The organism is Brucella tritici (assembly GCF_902825325.1).
GTDB lineage: Bacteria > Pseudomonadota > Alphaproteobacteria > Rhizobiales > Rhizobiaceae > Brucella.
In genome coordinates, this window is the sequence record NZ_CADEAR010000023.1 from 17,043 (window position 1) to 33,447 (window position 16,405).

The following is a 16,405-nucleotide window of genomic DNA, read 5'->3' on the forward strand; positions in this document are numbered from 1 at the left end:
CTAACATTGCTCAATATTTTGAGCAATAGATGGACAATATTTTATCCATTTCAAAGGTAGGGCGGTGTACAGGCCGAAATCACAACAGTACGCTGGTCTGAGATATTGCGAAAACGATGCGGCTGCCGGCTATCAAAAAGATAGGCCTCGCCAGTTTTGAGAATCCGAACATCTTCTCCCACGGTCACTTCAAGTTCCCCTTCTACAACAATGCCGCCTTCAGACGAGGCGTGCTGCAATAAGGTTTCTCCCGTATCGGAGTGAGGCTCATAAACTTCATGCAGAATTTGCAGATTGTAACCGCGGGCATCCCCCACCTGACGGAAAGTCATGCGGCCATTGCCTCTCTCTAGTGCATTCACCGTAAGCATCGAGGTTAGATCAACAAGCTGACCTTGCTCAAAAAAAGGCCCAGTCGGAGGCGTTCTCTCGGGCTCGAAAAAATCAGCCAGTGTGACGCCGAGCCCATTCAAGATCTTGCGCAACGTTGCCACCGAAGGGCTGATCTTGTTCTTCTCCACATTGGATATCTGTGCATGAGGAACGCCTGCACGATCAGCAAGCTGGCGCTGCGACAACTTAGCAGCGCTTCGCATCGCATTGAGGCGCGCGCCTATATCAAATTGGTCGTTCATCCGAGGCCTTTGCGAATCAAGAATTCATTCTTGACCCGATTTTATCAGAGGCAACCTCCAAATGGTGGTCAATATTTTATCCAACTCACATCGTTAGCTGATAAAAAAATTACTTAAATAATTACAAGAGGATGAGCAGAATTCCGGCGCAGACCACCGCCCACACCCAAGGACGGCCAGTTGACAGCAAAAACGAGTAATGAGAACGTATTCTACATGGATACAGCATATTCAAATAGAATACAAGAGCGAAATGGCGTTCGACCGCTTTCCACTGTCATCAAGACTTTGGCCGTACTCGATATTCTTGCTTCCAGCGTCCGGGGAATGCGGCTGCCGGAGATTGCGTCGGCGATGTCCTTGTCGCGACCTACAGCTTATCAGCGCCTCCTGACACTGATCGAGGCTGGCTGGATCGAGCAGGACGAGGAGATGCGTTATCGCATTTCCATGCATGCCTGTCGTTTCGCGGCTGCTGCCCTTGAGCAGGCCGATCTGGGAACCAGGATGCAACCGGTACTGGAAGCGCTCGTGACGCGCGTGAAGGAAACGGCGTCCGTTGCCGTGCTTGATCGTGGATTGCCGTGCATTATCGCCCGTGTCGACAGCGAAAGCCTGTTGCGTGCGGAACAGAAGATCGGCACCACGCTATCGCTTGAAGGCTCCGCATCGGGCCGCATCCTGACTGCCTTCGCTGATGAAGCGATGATGACCCGTCTACGCTCAAGCGGAGAGAGTTTTGCTTCGGAGAAGATACTCACCGAAGCGCGATCACAGGGATACGCGATTTCTAGTGGCTATACCCATAGCGGTGTCATCGCCATCGCTGCGCCCATTTTCGATCCGCGCGGCAGATGCTTTGCAACACTTTCGCTGGTAATGCCCGAAACGCGCTTCAATCTCGAAATTTTTAAGCTGCCGCTTCTCGAGGCGGCGGCTCAGATCACAGGTCTCCAGCAGGGGGCCTTCAACAAAGGGGAATTTCGTTAAGATGATCGCCGAGACTTATAATGCGAGCTGTGACGAAGGCCGTCCGGTCCCGCGTCCGGGTGCCGAGGTGATGCGGTCAACAAATCTCGCGGCTATCCAGCCGTCCCGGCTCAGCGGTTCGCGCGCATTCATGAACCGGATGCTGCGCGAGAAATGGGATATAAACATCGAACGCTTCGATGTGAACGCGGACGCTGACGGCACAGTTGTTTATTCGATCAAGACGCCGACGATGGAGTTCAGCTTCATCGGTTTTTCGCGGCCCCCAAGCCGTACGGCGCGCACAGGCCGTATTATCGGCCAAGCCTGGGATATGATGGGCGCACTCATTGAGGGCCGCGCAACAGAAGCCGATGTGGAAAGCGCAAGCGAGGAACTGCCGAAGCTCTATGCAGGGCGGGCCACTCCGAATACATTGATCTGGTGTCGCTCCAATCGGTCGATGCGTGTGTTTGACCAAACGCTGGATGCACTGGCCTCAGGACATCAACCGAGGATCGAGGATCTGTCGCGGGTCTGCTATCTGATGCGCAATACCGGCCTCGACGGTAACGGAACGTTTGGCACGCGGTCGTTTCCTTCGCTCGGGAAAACCCATCCTTTGGGAGGGGTTCTTCAGGCCCAAATGCTGACCGCTTACATGATGCGGGAATATTCCTGTGATCTCGTGGAACGTCTGGCCCGCCTGAAATCTGACAAGGCTGTCCCGCTCGATGCAGAGATCCGGCGCTATCTGGGTGTCGGCAACGGCTCGGCGCTGGGGTTGATTTTCTTCATCCATCGACACCCCCGTCTCATCAATGCCTGGCTGGGCGCGCGCGAAGCGATCATTGCCCGCGTGCGTGGTTTGCAGGCGAACAAGGGCGATGCCCGTGTAGCCCACCTTCTCCACCTCATCGAAACTGCGATCAACTTCCGCAAGCAGGACCGAATGGTCTATGAAGCGCTGACATCCAGTGAGGCGGTGGCTGCGGATTTGGAGCAGATGGCAGTTCTGCTCAAAGAATTTTACCACACCGGCCTTATCGGCGAAAAACGGAGCAACTATCCGTTCGACGCATTGGTGCGATATTTCCAAGAAGGCGTGAAGCCGGAATCAATGGAAACGCTTTTGTCGCTGTTTCTTGAGCTTCTGCCTGAAGAAACGGATGCACTTTTCGCCTCCATTGAGGCCCCAGACGAATTCAGCGTATCGCCGAACGAGACACTGGAGAGCCTAGCGGTACTGATCCAGAACGAATATAGCTGGGCGCTCGCCGCAGATATGTCTGCACCGGATGCCTACAAATATATCTGGTACAAATCAGAGACTGCTGAAGAACCACGTCGCGGGGCACGCGAAGAAGTCCCCGAAGCCCTTGATCTCGGTCTCGATATATGCGGCGGCCTGCAATCGCTGATGTCAGACATCGCATCGCAACCGCAGGAAACGACCGTGGCGCGGTTCCTTCTGAAACATCCCGAGCATCGTTATCTGATTGCTCGCGTACAGGGTATGCGCGGGCAGGAATATCACACGCCTCAGGTCAATATTAATGCGGATACCTTCGTTCCTATCGATCTCGTGCGGCTGATGAATTGCGGTATTCACGGCATCGACAAGACCCGCGACTTCCTCAACCGTAATCTGCGCGGTGTTCTCTATCACGGGGCGCCGACCCGCGACGATATTCGCGCCGGCTATTCGGCGACATGGTTTTATCCGGCGGAGCCCGTTCAATGACCACAACATCCCCCAAGCATTATTTGCGCGTTATGCCGCGTGAAATGAGACTGATGTCCGAACGCATCTTTTCCATGACTGGCCAGCCCAAGGGATTCTTTCTCGCGGTGCAAGACATGGTTATGTATTCGCAGAAACTCGGACTCGGCGGGTTCGATCTGCTTGAAAAGCGGTTCGAGAGCCTGATTGGAGCTGAGCCGGAAAAGGCATATGTGCTGTCCGAACTAGATTGTGTCATGCGTTTTGACGGCGGTGGCCAGCACGCCTGGTTCATCGTGCCGGCCCTTATCGATCTGCTCGGAGAACTGGTTGCCCGCTTTGGTGAGGCTGAAATCGCGGTCGTCAATGCGATCGATCCGAACGAGTTGAAGGTTGCAACTGCAATTGGTGGGCGCACGGGCCTCGACGTTTCTTTCGAATGCGGTTCGAAAACGGTTCTGAAAGCCAAGCCGCAACAGCTCGCCGGTGATATCAGGCATGACGACCCGCATCTATGGGATGCACTTGAAAACGGTCTCCAGATTGAAGCTGGTCTGTGGTGGCGAATTTATCATCTCGCCAAAAAGGCACTCGCTCCCGATAACCCAGTTTCGCGCCGTCATGCCGGTCCCATGATCGTCAATGCCGATGGGAGCATTACCGGGCGTCGCGATAACGACGACGACACCGATGTCGGATTCCTGCTGGCGCCGCGTTCGCAGGATAACAATACAGAAAGTGCAAGTTCATGATTATTGACGGTTTGCAGTGCGGTCATTTCGACCGTGAAACCTTTCAATCACTCCAAAAGGCCGGTGTCGGCGGTGTTGTCGTTACCTGTGGGTTCTGGGAGGGTGCAATTGAATCATTGGATTCACTTGGCCGCTGGCGCGATCTGGTCCGTGCGAATACCGATGTCGCCGAGATCGCCCTGACTTCGCAGGACGTGGCCCGCATCGGTTCTTCCGGTAAAGTGGCTATCATCCTCGGTTTTCAGAACGCCAATCTTTTCGGTGGTCGTATCCGTTTCGTTGAGCTATTCGCCGAACTGGGCGTTCGCGTCGTTCAGCTTACCTATAATAATCAGAACGAATTGGCCGGAAGTTGCTACGAAACCGAAGATTCCGGCCTCGCGCGGTTTGGCAAGGAAGTCATTCGTGAGATGAACGCTGCAGGCATTCTCGTCGATTGCAGTCATGTCGGTGATCGCTCCACGTTGGATGCGATCGAAGCATCTGCGAAGCCTATAGCTGTGACACATGCGAATGCTCGCTCACTCTTTGATCACAAGCGCAACAAATCGGACGCCGTGTTGAAAGCGCTGGGGCAGACGGGAGGTGTCATCGGCTGCGCGTCTTATCGCAATATTACGGGCGACGATTATTGCCAATCCATCGAGGCCTGGTGCGGAATGGTTGCCCGTACTGTGGACATCGCCGGAATCGATTCTGTCGCCATCGGTACGGACCGCAGCCACAATTTCACTCCGCCAGACTATTCCTGGATGCGACAGGGGCGCTGGACACGCGGTGTCGACTACGGCGCGGCTTCCGCAGCCCGACCGGGCAAGGCCCCTCCTCCGGCATGGTTTCACGAGGTGGAAGACATGGCGGTGATTCCAGGTGGTCTTCGCTCCGTCGGTTTTTCAGAAGAGGAAGTGGCCAAGATTACTCATGGCAACTGGCTGCGTCTTTATGAGGCGACCTTCCGTAAAGCTTGAAAAATAGGATGCGATCCGGTGGAGGAAACGAGATGAGCAACAGCAAAACGGGCCTTCTGCAAGGCAACCGCCGCCAATTCTTGAAGGGCGCCACTGGTGCCCTGGCAGCAACGCTGGCCCTGCCTTACATTGCACGCGCGAAGACCGGGTCGCTTTACATCAACACCTGGGGTGGTCCTTGGGAAGCTGCTGCCCGTACCAAATTGTTCGATCCCTTTACGAAAGAGACCGGTATCGAGATCAAGACTGTCTCACCGGTGTCCTTCGCCAAGCTTGCTCAGCAGGTCAATACGGGAACCTACGAGTTTGATATCACGACGCTAGGAGGCGGCGAATTGCTGCGCGCCAATGAGGCTGGTCTTATCGAAAGTCTCAATGAACCCTATCCTGGTGGATTGTTCGAGAACGGCGTTGCTTCGCACGCTTTCGCAACGGTCATGGCATGGCGAAAAGATAGCATAAAAGATGGTCCGCAAAGCTGGGCCGATTTCTGGGATACGAAGCGTTATCCGGGCAGTCGCTCGCTACAACGTTATCCGGCACGTATCTTGCCTATAGCGCTTCTGGCGGATGGGGTGGCGGTAGAAAATCTCTATCCGCTCGATGTCGACAGGGCTTTCGCTTCGCTCGACCGTATCAAGGATCACGTGCGGGTCTGGTGGACCGCAGGCGCCCAATCAACGCAAATATTGCGTGATGGCGAGATCGATATGATCGGCATCTGGCATGCCCGCTATTACGAAGCGGAAAAAGCCGGTGCTCCGGTTGCCATGAACTGGAATCAGGGCGAGATCGACCGAGCCTACTGGGTTCTGGCCAAGGGAACACCGAATGCAGATAACGCCAGACGCTTTGTTGCTTTCGCTACCGGCGGCAAGCCATTGGCAGATTTTTCGGTTCAGGCTGATTACGGTCCGCTCAATCCTGACGCGATGAAATTCATCTCGCCGGAAGATGCACGCAGAATGCCGACAGCACCGGAAAATTACCGTCTGACATTCGAGCAGAACATAAAGAATTTTGGAGCGGACACGTCGGAAGTCGCTGAACGCTTCGAAGAATGGATGGCGAGCTGAACGGAATCCGTTCTGTCGTTTAATGCTGCCCGTTTGTCTGCAAGGGACCAACCGGCCAAGAATAAGGGGAGTGCGATGAGTAGAGGCATCGCGAAACTGACGGACAGGAAAAATCTGTGGCCCTGGCTGTTGCTGACGCCACTTGCCATCTACATGGCGATCTTTTTTCTGGTTCCGCTGGCTGACGTGGCAATCATGAGTGTGACCGAGCCAAGGACTACACTCGCCAACTATCAGAAAGTGTTGACCGGAACACTCTATCTCAGAGTATTCCTCAATACATTTCTCACTGCGATTGCGGTTACATTGTCCTGCCTTGTGGTCGGCTATCCGTTGGCCTATCTCATTGCCAACAGCAGCCCGCAAAAGGCGCGCCTTATCCTGCTTATCGTCGCTATGAGCTTTTGGACAAGTTTTCTCGTGCGCACTTATGCATGGATGGTGCTTCTTGGAAACAATGGACCAGTCGTCTGGTTCTTGCATTTGATCGGTGTTTCCAATCCGCCGCAACTTCTTTTCACGCGCCTCTCTTCGACACTCGCGATGGTGCATATTCTGGCACCCTATATGGTAATGAACATCTACTCCGTCATGCGCAAGATCGATCCGGTTTTGATCCGGTCGGCTGAGAGCCTTGGTGCAAAAGGGCTCTCGCTTTTCCGTCACATCTATCTTCCTCTGACTGCGCCGGGCATTGCCAATGGCTCAGTGCTCGTCTTCGTCATTTGTCTTGGCTTCTACGTCACCCCGGTTCTGCTCGGGTCGCCACGCGAACAGATGGTAGCGGGATTGATCGGCAACCAGATCGATGAGTTTCTCGCTTTCGGAATGGGTTCCGCAATGGCCATGGTTCTGCTGGTCGTGACGCTCATCATTCTGACAATCTATCACCGCCGTTTCGGCCTCGATAAGCTCTGGGGTTGACCATGAATCGCGTCCTGAGATTTGCCGGCCTCATCGTGCTGGTATTCATCGCCGCGCCGCTGGTGATCGTCGTACCCATGTCGTTTTCGAATGCGCGTTCGCTGCAATTTCCGCCGCCCGGCTATTGGCTGGGTTATTATCAGGCGTATTTCACCGACTGGACCTGGCTTCGTCCCACTATCAACAGCATCGTGATAGCAACCGCAACGATGATCCTGACGATGGTGCTGGTTGTTCCCGCAACCTTCGCTCTTGTCCGCCATCGTTTTCGTGGCAAAGGAATTGCCGATCTGATGATGTTGATGCCGCTTGCGGTGCCGCACATCGTAATGGCGGTCGGCTACTATTCTTATTTCGGCACCTTCGGCATCGTTCATACCCGCCTCGGTGTTGTCCTTGCACATTGCTGCCTTTCTGTGCCCATCGCCTTCCTCGTGCTGTCGGCCAATCTCAAGGGGTTTGATCGGACGCTTGAGCGGGCAGCCCAAAGTCTCGGCGCAAGTCCAACACGGACGTTCATTCACGTCACATTGCCGATCCTTCGCCCTGGACTCATCATCAGCGCGCTCTTCGCATTCATTCAGTCTTTCGATGAAACGGTTGTTGCCATCTTTATCTCTGGCCGGGATGCGGAAACGCTACCGCGCAAGATGTTTGACAGTATTCGCCAGGAGGCAGACCCAGTCATTGCAGTGATTTCCACGCTGTTATTCATTGCAGTGATCCTCGGTGTCACTGCACCAGCGGTGATCGCACGTCTGCGTAACCGGCAAATGCGTATTCGCGTGCTTTGATCAATACGGCGCATGGCCCGCGCCACAGGAGTTTCCTATGAGCTATCTCAAGCTTTCCTCCATTTCCAAATCCTACGGGCAGTTCAATGCTCTGAAATCTGTCGATCTCGACATCGCCAAGGGCGAATTTGTGACCTTTTTAGGCCCAAGCGGTTCGGGAAAAACAACAACTCTCATGATTATCGCAGGCTTCGAAACGGCAACAGCTGGAACTGTCGAGATTGAAGGCCAAGCGTTGTCGGGGCTTCCCCCGCATGAGCGCAATATCGGTATCGTGTTCCAGAACTACGGGCTCTTTCCACATAAGACAGCAGCCGAAAACGTTTACTTCCCGCTTCAGATGCGCGGTATAAAAAAGACTGCAGGATTGCGTCGGGCGGAAGAAATGCTGGAACTTGTAGGTCTCAAGGGGTTCGGTCATCGCCATCCCAAGGAACTTTCAGGCGGTCAGCAGCAGCGCGTTGCTTTAGCGCGGGCGCTTGTGTTCGAGCCATCTCTCCTTTTGCTCGACGAACCTCTGGGTGCGCTTGACAAGAACCTTCGCGAACAGATGCAGATCGAGATCAAACGCATTCAGCGTGCGCTCGGGGTAACGACGATCTTTGTCACGCATGACCAGTCTGAAGCCATGTCGATGTCGGATCGCATCGTCGTATTTGAGAAAGGCTGTATTCAACAGGTCGCGTCGCCACTGGAACTTTATCACAAACCGCAGACGAAATTCGTTGCGGGCTTTATCGGTGAAAGCAATCTCATCGACGTGAAGATCACAGACCCGATCAAGGGTGAGGCAATCAACGAAGCGATGGGTGAACTGGAATATGCGCCCGGCGATAGTCGCCTTTCCCAAAGCGACGCCACTCTCATGATCCGTCCCGAACATATCCGCCTTTCGCGCAATCCCCTCGACGGTCGGCGCAACGTGAAGATGAAAGTCGATACGATCATCAATTACGGCGACAACGCACTGGTCGTGGGCCAGGCGGGGAATCAGACCATGCGAGTACGGGTGCTGGGAGCGGATGTCGTCATCATCAGGGAAGGCGAGGAATGCTGCATTAGCTGGACCCGCGATTCCGTATTTCCCATTGCAGCTAACAGGTAGACCTTCATGAACACATTGAATGATCTGAGCGAAACCATTCTTCGCTTCGGGGTTGGCACGCGCGCAAGCCTGGCCACCGTTCACAACGGAACCGGCTATTTCGCCGTAACGCCGCAGGCACCATACGATCCCGGGCTCGGCACGGCAGAACAGGCTGCGCAGCTCCTCGCAAAAGCGGAAGCACGGTTATCGGAGATCGGCAGCGGAAAGGACAAGCTGCTTTTCGTCGCCATCATGCTCGCCGATATGGCCGATTATGCCGAAATGAACGCAGTCTGGGACGAATGGGTGGCAGACATCAAGCCACCGGCAAGAGCCTGCCTCAATGCAGCACTGGCAACCCCGGCCCTGAAGATAGAGATGATTATAGTTTGCGCAGTGCCACAAGCTGTTTGAACACAAGGAATTATGGCAAGCGTGCGACTCGCCTGAGCCTGAACAACAGAAAAACAACATAAAAGGGGAATGAAATGACCAACCAAATCTTCAGAACAACCCGGCGCAGCTTCCTCAAGCTCGGTGTTGCAGGTGCGGCAACCTTTGCGATGCCTTATGTCCACAAGGCGTTGGCCAACGACAAGTATCTTTACATAAATACCTGGGGCGGTGTCTGGGAAAGTGCTGCGCGCGAGCATATCTTCAAGCCATTCACGGCAGAAACTGATGTCGAAATCCGCACTGTTTCTCCTGTTTCTTTCGCCAAACTCGCAGCGCAGGTGCGTTCTGGCGTCTATGAATTCGATGTAACGACACTCGGCGCAGGCGAACTGTTACGCGCGAATGATGCCAATCTCGTAGATGCTATCGACAATGCGCCCATCGATCAGACGAAACTATGGGATGGTGCAGTCTTCAAAAACGGCGTTTCCTTTGACTGTTTCTCGACCGTTATCGGGTACCGTAAGGAAAAGTTTCCGAATGGCGGGCCACAGAACTGGGCCGATTTCTGGAATGTCGAAAAATTTCCGGGCAATCGTAGCTTGCAGCGTTACGCGGCACGTGTTCTTCCATTGGCATTACTGGCTGATGGTGTTGCAGCAGACGGGCTTTATCCCCTCGACATCGATCGCGCCTTCCAGTCGCTGGACAAGATCAAGCCTCACATCCGCGTATGGTGGACGGCTGGTGCGCAGTCACAGCAGATCCTGCGCGATGGTGAAGTGGACGTCATGGGCATCTGGCAGGGGCGTTTGTTCGAGATGATCCAGCAGGGCGCACCGCTTGATATGACATGGAACCAGGCCGAAATAGACAAGGGCTATTGGGTTGTCGCCCGCGGAACGCCGCGTTCGGAACATGCCTGGCAATTCATACAAAACGCATCGCTGCCCGACCGGCAGGCTGCTTTTGCCGTTGCCGCTATTTCTAGCCCGACCAACCCCAAGGCATTCGATTTTATCGATTTCGAGAAGGCACAATTCATGCCTACCGCGCCGCAAAACTATCCAAAGACCTTTGAGCAGAATATCGACAATTTCGGTGCTGACCTGGAAGAAGTAACCCAGCGCTTCGAGGAGTGGGTTACCACCTGACCCGATTTTTCGGGTGGAACCGACCGAACAATGGCTGGGGCAAGGTTACCCCAGCCTCGACCTCGCGCGGAAAACGGAATGGAAGCACCTCGCCGACAAGACTGTGGAAGGGCTTCGGAGGAAGACTGAATTGGGTACAGATCTTGAATTTGATTTCGTCATTGTCGGCGCTGGCTCGGCTGGATGTGTTCTTGCCAATCGCCTGAGCGCTGACGGGGCGACACGTGTTCTGCTGCTGGAGGCCGGGCGCGGCGACGCTGATCCGTGGCTGCACATTCCGGCAGGCTATTATCGCAATGCCTATAATCCTCGGTATAACTGGAATTATCAGACCGAGCCGGTTCCAAATTTAAACGGTCGTCGTGTGCCGTGGCCAAGGGGCAAGGTGCTTGGTGGGTCAAGCGCGATCAACGGATTGATTTATATTCGAGGTCAGCGCGAGGATTTTGATGGCTGGGCTCAGATGGGGAATCTCGGCTGGGGCTATGACGATGTGCTGCCCTATTTCCGAAAGTCTGAAAATCAGGAGCGTGGAGAAGATTCTTTTCACGGTACTGGCGGCCCTGTCGATGTTTCCGACATAAAAATGCAGCATCCGCTCTACGATGCGTTTCGCGAGACCGCAATCGCCGCCGGCTATCCACGCAATGACGATTTCAATGGGGCGGTGCAGGAAGGCGTAGGCACATATCAGATGACGGCGGGGCGCTGGCGGCGCTCAAGTACGTCCAATGCATATCTGCGTTCTGCTCGTAGACGCTCAAATCTGCGGATCGAAACCAATACGCTGGTTCAGACCATCACGTTCTCGGGAAGGGAGGCAACTGGTGTAGTATTTGTGCGTGACGGTCGTAAGTACAATGTGCGGGCCGTTCGCGAAGTCATACTGTCGGGTGGCTCCATCAACTCGCCACAACTCCTTCAATTGTCGGGTATAGGTGCAGCAGGGCTTCTCAGGCATCACGACATCCCCGTCGTGCACGATCTCGCTGCGGTGGGTGAGAATCTTCAGGATCATCTCAGCTCCCGTGTGGTCTACAAGGCGCAGCCTTCGCTGGTAACCGTCAACGAAATTTTCCATAGCTGGCCGCGCAGGATTATAGAGGGTGTCCGCTATATACTCGGCGGAAAGGGTCTTCTGATGATGGCGGGCGGGCCGGTCGGCATGTTCGCCAAAACCAGACCCGAACTTGCGTCGCCGGACGTTCAATTTCACATGCTGGCATGGAGTCTCGACCGTGCAGGCGGCCCGATGCATCCCTTCCCGGGCTGTACGATCAGTTGTGTGCCATGCAGGCCGGAAAGCCGAGGTTGGGTGAAGATCTCATCAAACGATCCAGGACAAGCGCCGACAATACAGCCGAACTACCTTTCGACCGGGTCAGACCGGCGTACCATGATTGAAGGGCTGAAGCTCGCGCGCAATATTTTCCGCAAGGCCCCTCTCAGTTCACTGGTAACCGAGCAACTTATGCCATCGGCCGAGCTGCAGAGCGATGAAGACTGGCTAGGCTACATTGCAGACAATTCCGGCACCGGTGCTCATCCGGTTTCAACTTGTAAAATGGGTGTCGATGAAGCCTCGGTCGTAGACCCTCAACTGCGCGTTCACGATATCGGAAGATTGCGTGTGATCGATGCTTCGGTCATGCCGACTGTGGTTTCGGGCAACACCAACGCAACCGCGATCATGATTGGCGAAAAAGGTGCCGATCTCGTGTTGGAGGGACAATGACCATGCGGATTTCAGTGACGATGCGGGAGCGGATGCAGTCTGCCTATATCGGAGGCGCATGGACAGAACTCACCGGAGCGGCACAGTTTGCACTCATCAATCCGGCAACAGAAGAGAAAATCGGCGATATCGCGCTTGCTACCGCCGCCGATGTCGACAAGGCTGTTTCTGCAGCACGCATGGCTTTCGGTACTTATTCCCGCAGTTCCGTTGCCGAACGGATAGATCTTTTAAAGCGCATCGTAGCCGTTTATGAAAAGCGGCGCGATGAGCTTGCCAGCCTGCTGACGCTGGAAATGGGCGCCCCCATTTCCAGGACCCGACTTTCTCAGACGAGCATCGGCCTCACCCATCTTCTTGAAGCAATCAATGTCTTGCGTGACTATCCTTTCGAGACCCGACGGTCCAACGGGACATTGATCTTGCGTGAACCGATCGGGGTTTGTGGGCTCATCACACCGTGGAACGCGCCGATCATGCAGGTTGTTTCCAAGGTTGCCCCAGCACTCGCAGCGGGCTGCACCATGATCCTGAAGCCGAGCGAACAAGCACCGCTCAGTGCAATCCTCTTTACTGAAATTCTGCACGAAGCAGGTGTTCCCGCAGGTGTCTTCAACCTTCTCAACGGCACGGGAATCGAAGTAGGGAGCGCGCTGTCGAGCCATCCAGGTATCGACATGGTATCCTTCACGGGATCTACCCGTGCGGGAATAAATGTTGCCAAAACTGCGGCGCAAACTGTCAAGCGTGTCCATCAGGAGCTTGGCGGCAAATCGGCCAACATCCTTCTTGATGATGCCAATTTCGATATTGCCGTAACCAAAGGCGTGATGAATTGTTATGGCAATAGCGGCCAGTCCTGTGTGGCGCCGGACCGGATGCTTGTTCCGGCAAAATTTTACGACCGGACAATCGAAATCGCAGCGGATGTTGCGGAAAAAATCTGCGTCGGCAATCCGTTTGACGAGAGGACCAATCTTGGTCCGCTGGTGAACAAGTCACAGTATGATCGTGTACGCGATCTCATTGAACAGGGAAAGCGAGCAGGTGCGCGTCTTGTCACCGGCGGGACGGAACGCCCTGAGGGGCTGGAGCATGGCTATTTTGTAAGGCCAACTGTGTTTGCCGATGTCACAGCCGACAATCCCATTGCCATGGAAGAAATATTTGGACCGGTTATTTCTATCATTCCCTACCAGAGCGAGGATGAGGCGATAGAAATAGCTAACAATACTCCCTATGGCTTGGCAGCCTATGTGCAATCCGCCAACCCCGAACGAATACAAGCGGTCGCACGCCGTTTGCAGGCAGGCTATGTCTACGCGAATTACGCGTTACCCGATTATTCGGCTCCATTCGGTGGGTACAAACAATCCGGCAACGGTCGAGAATATGGTGAATGGGGATTGGAGGCCTTTGTAGAGCTCAAATCCATGGTGGGTCTTTAAAAAGACCGGCCAATCACCAATGGCTCATCAGAGAACAGATGATGCATGGTAGCATGTGCCTCGCGATTAAAGCGCGTTAAATCCTCTAAAAAACATAAACGCAGCCATCTGTAGCGAAAGGCTGCGTTTATTTTCAGTTGCTTTTACAAACTCAGAATGTGCTGTCTTCGTTTATGTAACGCACAGCATTGTCCTTTGTGATAATCGGGGACGGCAAAGCAGTATCCTTTGGTGCTTCGGCACCAGCCAGAATGGCCATCAACCGGTTGAATCCCGCTCGCCCGATCTGATCGGCACTGTCAGGCCGGGGCTGTGTCGCAAAATTTTCAGACGGTTAAAAGCGAGCTGATCCTTGGGCACACTTATGCTGCGAGCTCCGCTAAGACCTGAAATGGCGAACGGTTTTCGTTGTCGAATTGGTTCTTACGGATCATGTGAGCTACTTCGATGCCTGCGATGGTGGCTGAGGCAGAATGGAATGCCTTGAAGCCCATCATTGGTTTGGTGATCCGTTTAATAAAGCGGTGATCCTGTTCGAGGATATTATTGAGGTATTTGATCTGCCTGATTTCAATAAGCGCACCGGTTCCTGTGAATTTCAAGATCGTGTTGACAGCTTGAAGGCCAGCCAGATTAGCGCCGCTTTTGTCAATGACAACCCTCTCGGGAACGCCGTTAGATGCAATGGCTTTCTTGAAGAAACGCCGCGCCGCGGCCAGATCGCGACGCTCAGACAGCATGAAATCAAGGGTTTGGCCATTACGATCAACCGCCCGATACAGATAGGTCCATTTACCCCGAACCTTGAGATAGGTCTCATCAACGCGCCAGGAACGCGCGGTAGGTCGCTTGCGCATCTGAGCCTGCACAGCAATCTGAGGCGAGTACCGAACAACCCACCGGTTCAATGTAGCATGGTCGACGGATACCCCACGTTCAGCCAGAATTTCCTGAAGATCACGATAGGAAACAGGGTAGCGCACGTAAAAGAATACGGCATAAAGGATGACGCTTTTGGGGAAATGGGCACCTTTGAAATCGACTGTCATCTGTTGTTACTCCACTCTCAACTATGCGCACCGATGATCCAATAGCGCAGCAGGAGTGAAAATTTCGCGACAGAACCGTTTCATGGAACCGTGGGAATGGCGGAAAACAAGCAAAGGGGCGATGTAATGAGGCACTGGTTTTCATCTATTCCTATCGCTTTGGCCATCGCATCCGCCGTGTCGCGGGCGCGTTACGGATGTAGCACGACGGCCACTCCCATGACCGCTTTCCCAACTCCGCTCTCAGAACCGATGGGGCAGGAAACCAGCCTTTTTGAGTGTGGCGCCCGACTGAAGCAAGGGGCGGTTCGCTATTCCTCAGGTAGAATTATAGAACTACCTGAAACATCGTCTTCAAACGATGCCCCACGCCCGAAACCGCCCCCTGCCGGTCATTTCGCGCAGGTTGAGCTCTTCGACGAGGCGAAGGGCGGCACGGGGCGTGATGTCGAGTTCTGCAGCGATCATACCGGTTGATACCAGTGGCCTTGCCAGGACCAACTCGATGAGCCCCGGCAGTTTCGACGAGGCGCGCCGTCCCCTAAGCCGTCTTTCCATCATCTGCCGCGCCAGCAGCAGCCGGTCATGCTCATTGAACCCGAGCTCGACCCCGGCCATCAAACCCTCGAGAGAGGCCATGAGCCTAGTTTCCAAATTGCGATGCCGCCGCCGTTCGACACGGATAGTCCTCAGGCCGGTATTGAACGCCAAGAGATGCGCGTGTGTGGTAAGCCCGTCTTGCCGGAGCAAGGAAGCTACCAACAAACGGCCCAGCCACGGCGCCCGCTGCAACACGGCCAACTCGTTCCAGGCATCGAGCGCCAGGATGGCTTGTAACACCGGCGGCAGATCGATGATCGAACGTAACACCGCCCGCCATTGCTCAAGCCGCTCGTCCTCATCCCAATCGGGATCGCGGATCAGCGGATCCGTAGCACATTGCAAGGATCGACGCGGTTCTTTTGCCTTGGCCAGAACGTCTTCGGATCGCGCCAGCACTGCGTCGATGGCCTCGAGATCGACACCGGGCAGGTCGAGCCCGTCATTCAGACGATGTTTTCTCCCCTCCCCATCCCGATCCGGCCGTCCGACCGGCGCATCGTGAACCGCAGCACTTTCGCGCTCCGTGGCAATGCCGCCATCCCCAAATGAGGCAGCAGACCCTGCCTGTCGCAGACTGCGCAAACCGTTCGGGCTCAGCGCCCAGCCCGGCGCCTGCGCGGCAATGCGCTGCCTTGTCTGCAACACGTCGCGGGCAATGGTGAGGGCATGACTAGGTGAGCGGATATCGCGGGCGGCCTCATGCAGCACCAGATCTTCCATCTCGACCAGTTCGCCGTCGAGCCACAACGAGGCACAGGCATCGGCGAAATGCAACCGCTCGATCAGTCCGGTGCCGACCGGTGAAGAAGCAAGACGCTCATCGAGACGCGCCAGGGCTTCGCTGGCGCGGGTCAAAGGCGACAGCAAGGTCGTGAGAGGCAAAGTGTCGAGATCGTAACGCATTGAATTTATAGTAAACAAAGTCTCAAACGGAATCCAGTGTGGATTTAATGTCCGGCACTGGTGATGGCGGTGGGTTGAGGGTATAACCTCCGATAAGTATAGGTTATCGAAAGTGATATGTACGAGGCACTTGTACGTGCTGTAAAACAATGGTATCAATGGCGTACGGCCAATTTCGGAGGTCCCGAT

The 16,405-nt window shown here is 54.7% G+C and carries 15 protein-coding genes; 12 read left to right on the plus strand and 3 right to left on the minus strand.

Annotation, left to right across the window (positions count from 1 at the left end; translation table 11 throughout):
- Positions 1-50 precede the first annotated feature (50 nt).
- On the minus strand, positions 51-635 hold the full coding sequence (locus HWX93_RS20395; protein ID WP_176038516.1) for a cupin domain-containing protein: 585 nt from the start codon (positions 633-635) through the stop codon (positions 51-53).
- Between the two features lie 216 nt (positions 636-851).
- Between HWX93_RS20395 and HWX93_RS20400 the strand changes: the two genes are divergently transcribed.
- From HWX93_RS20400 to HWX93_RS20455, 12 genes are all read left to right on the plus strand, one after another.
- Positions 852-1,625 carry an IclR family transcriptional regulator gene (locus tag HWX93_RS20400; protein ID WP_176038517.1) on the plus strand — a complete coding sequence of 258 codons (774 nt, stop codon included), beginning with the start codon at positions 852-854 and terminating at the stop codon, positions 1,623-1,625.
- Between the two features lies 1 nt (position 1,626).
- Positions 1,627-3,348 (plus strand): hypothetical protein, encoded by a 1,722-nt coding sequence (locus HWX93_RS20405; protein WP_176038518.1) that lies wholly within the window; start codon positions 1,627-1,629, stop codon positions 3,346-3,348.
- A complete protein-coding gene (locus HWX93_RS20410; protein ID WP_176038519.1) occupies positions 3,345-4,079 on the plus strand; it encodes a hypothetical protein in 735 nt (244 codons plus the stop codon). The genes HWX93_RS20405 and HWX93_RS20410 overlap by 4 nt, the downstream gene beginning before the upstream one ends.
- Positions 4,076-5,047, plus strand: a complete 972-nt coding sequence (locus HWX93_RS20415; protein WP_176038520.1) for a dipeptidase — start codon at positions 4,076-4,078, stop codon at positions 5,045-5,047. The genes HWX93_RS20410 and HWX93_RS20415 overlap by 4 nt, the downstream gene beginning before the upstream one ends.
- Positions 5,048-5,079: 32 nt before the next feature.
- Positions 5,080-6,123, plus strand: coding sequence for an ABC transporter substrate-binding protein (locus tag HWX93_RS20420; protein ID WP_176038521.1), 1,044 nt, complete (start codon positions 5,080-5,082; stop codon positions 6,121-6,123).
- 75 nt (positions 6,124-6,198) lie between these two features.
- Positions 6,199-7,047: an ABC transporter permease gene (locus HWX93_RS20425; RefSeq protein ID WP_176038522.1), complete on the plus strand. Its 849-nt coding sequence runs from the start codon at positions 6,199-6,201 to the stop codon at positions 7,045-7,047.
- Between the two features lie 2 nt (positions 7,048-7,049).
- Entirely contained in the window at positions 7,050-7,841 is a 792-nt protein-coding gene (locus HWX93_RS20430; RefSeq protein WP_176038523.1) for an ABC transporter permease, read from the plus strand.
- A 37-nt stretch (positions 7,842-7,878) separates the two neighbouring features.
- Complete coding sequence (locus HWX93_RS20435) at positions 7,879-8,946, plus strand: ABC transporter ATP-binding protein (protein ID WP_176038524.1); 1,068 nt, start codon at positions 7,879-7,881, stop codon at positions 8,944-8,946.
- A 6-nt stretch (positions 8,947-8,952) separates the two neighbouring features.
- Entirely contained in the window at positions 8,953-9,342 is a 390-nt protein-coding gene (locus tag HWX93_RS20440; protein WP_176038525.1) for a RidA family protein, read from the plus strand.
- Positions 9,343-9,416: 74 nt separating this feature from the next.
- Positions 9,417-10,478, plus strand: a complete 1,062-nt coding sequence (locus tag HWX93_RS20445; protein WP_176038526.1) for an ABC transporter substrate-binding protein — start codon at positions 9,417-9,419, stop codon at positions 10,476-10,478.
- A gap of 130 nt (positions 10,479-10,608) precedes the next feature.
- Positions 10,609-12,213 (plus strand): GMC family oxidoreductase, encoded by a 1,605-nt coding sequence (locus HWX93_RS20450; protein ID WP_176038527.1) that lies wholly within the window; start codon positions 10,609-10,611, stop codon positions 12,211-12,213.
- Positions 12,210-13,661 carry an aldehyde dehydrogenase family protein gene (locus tag HWX93_RS20455; protein WP_328700192.1) on the plus strand — a complete coding sequence of 484 codons (1,452 nt, stop codon included), beginning with the start codon at positions 12,210-12,212 and terminating at the stop codon, positions 13,659-13,661. Before HWX93_RS20450 ends, HWX93_RS20455 begins: the two co-directional genes overlap by 4 nt.
- A 362-nt stretch (positions 13,662-14,023) precedes the next feature.
- Here HWX93_RS20455 and HWX93_RS20460 read toward each other — a convergent pair whose 3' ends face one another.
- Together HWX93_RS20460 and HWX93_RS20465 are read right to left on the minus strand one after the other, a co-directional pair.
- Positions 14,024-14,710: an IS6 family transposase gene (locus tag HWX93_RS20460; protein WP_176038528.1), complete on the minus strand. Its 687-nt coding sequence runs from the start codon at positions 14,708-14,710 to the stop codon at positions 14,024-14,026.
- Between the two features lie 354 nt (positions 14,711-15,064).
- Positions 15,065-16,225, minus strand: coding sequence for an RHE_PE00001 family protein (locus HWX93_RS20465; protein WP_176038530.1), 1,161 nt, complete (start codon positions 16,223-16,225; stop codon positions 15,065-15,067).
- Positions 16,226-16,405: the final 180 nt, after the last annotated feature.

What these genes read in the sequence shown, in the direction of transcription:
- HWX93_RS20395 (WP_176038516.1), bottom strand. Translation starts at nt 635, where the DNA reads ATGAACGACCAATTTGATATAGGCGCGCGCCTCAATGCGATGCGAAGC.
- HWX93_RS20400 (WP_176038517.1), top strand. Translation starts at nt 852, where the DNA reads ATGGATACAGCATATTCAAATAGAATACAAGAGCGAAATGGCGTTCGA.
- HWX93_RS20405 (WP_176038518.1), top strand. Translation starts at nt 1,627, where the DNA reads ATGATCGCCGAGACTTATAATGCGAGCTGTGACGAAGGCCGTCCGGTC.
- HWX93_RS20410 (WP_176038519.1), top strand. Translation starts at nt 3,345, where the DNA reads ATGACCACAACATCCCCCAAGCATTATTTGCGCGTTATGCCGCGTGAA.
- HWX93_RS20415 (WP_176038520.1), top strand. Translation starts at nt 4,076, where the DNA reads ATGATTATTGACGGTTTGCAGTGCGGTCATTTCGACCGTGAAACCTTT.
- HWX93_RS20420 (WP_176038521.1), top strand. Translation starts at nt 5,080, where the DNA reads ATGAGCAACAGCAAAACGGGCCTTCTGCAAGGCAACCGCCGCCAATTC.
- HWX93_RS20425 (WP_176038522.1), top strand. Translation starts at nt 6,199, where the DNA reads ATGAGTAGAGGCATCGCGAAACTGACGGACAGGAAAAATCTGTGGCCC.
- HWX93_RS20430 (WP_176038523.1), top strand. Translation starts at nt 7,050, where the DNA reads ATGAATCGCGTCCTGAGATTTGCCGGCCTCATCGTGCTGGTATTCATC.
- HWX93_RS20435 (WP_176038524.1), top strand. Translation starts at nt 7,879, where the DNA reads ATGAGCTATCTCAAGCTTTCCTCCATTTCCAAATCCTACGGGCAGTTC.
- HWX93_RS20440 (WP_176038525.1), top strand. Translation starts at nt 8,953, where the DNA reads ATGAACACATTGAATGATCTGAGCGAAACCATTCTTCGCTTCGGGGTT.
- HWX93_RS20445 (WP_176038526.1), top strand. Translation starts at nt 9,417, where the DNA reads ATGACCAACCAAATCTTCAGAACAACCCGGCGCAGCTTCCTCAAGCTC.
- HWX93_RS20455 (WP_328700192.1), top strand. Translation starts at nt 12,210, where the DNA reads ATGACCATGCGGATTTCAGTGACGATGCGGGAGCGGATGCAGTCTGCC.
- HWX93_RS20460 (WP_176038528.1), bottom strand. Translation starts at nt 14,710, where the DNA reads ATGACAGTCGATTTCAAAGGTGCCCATTTCCCCAAAAGCGTCATCCTT.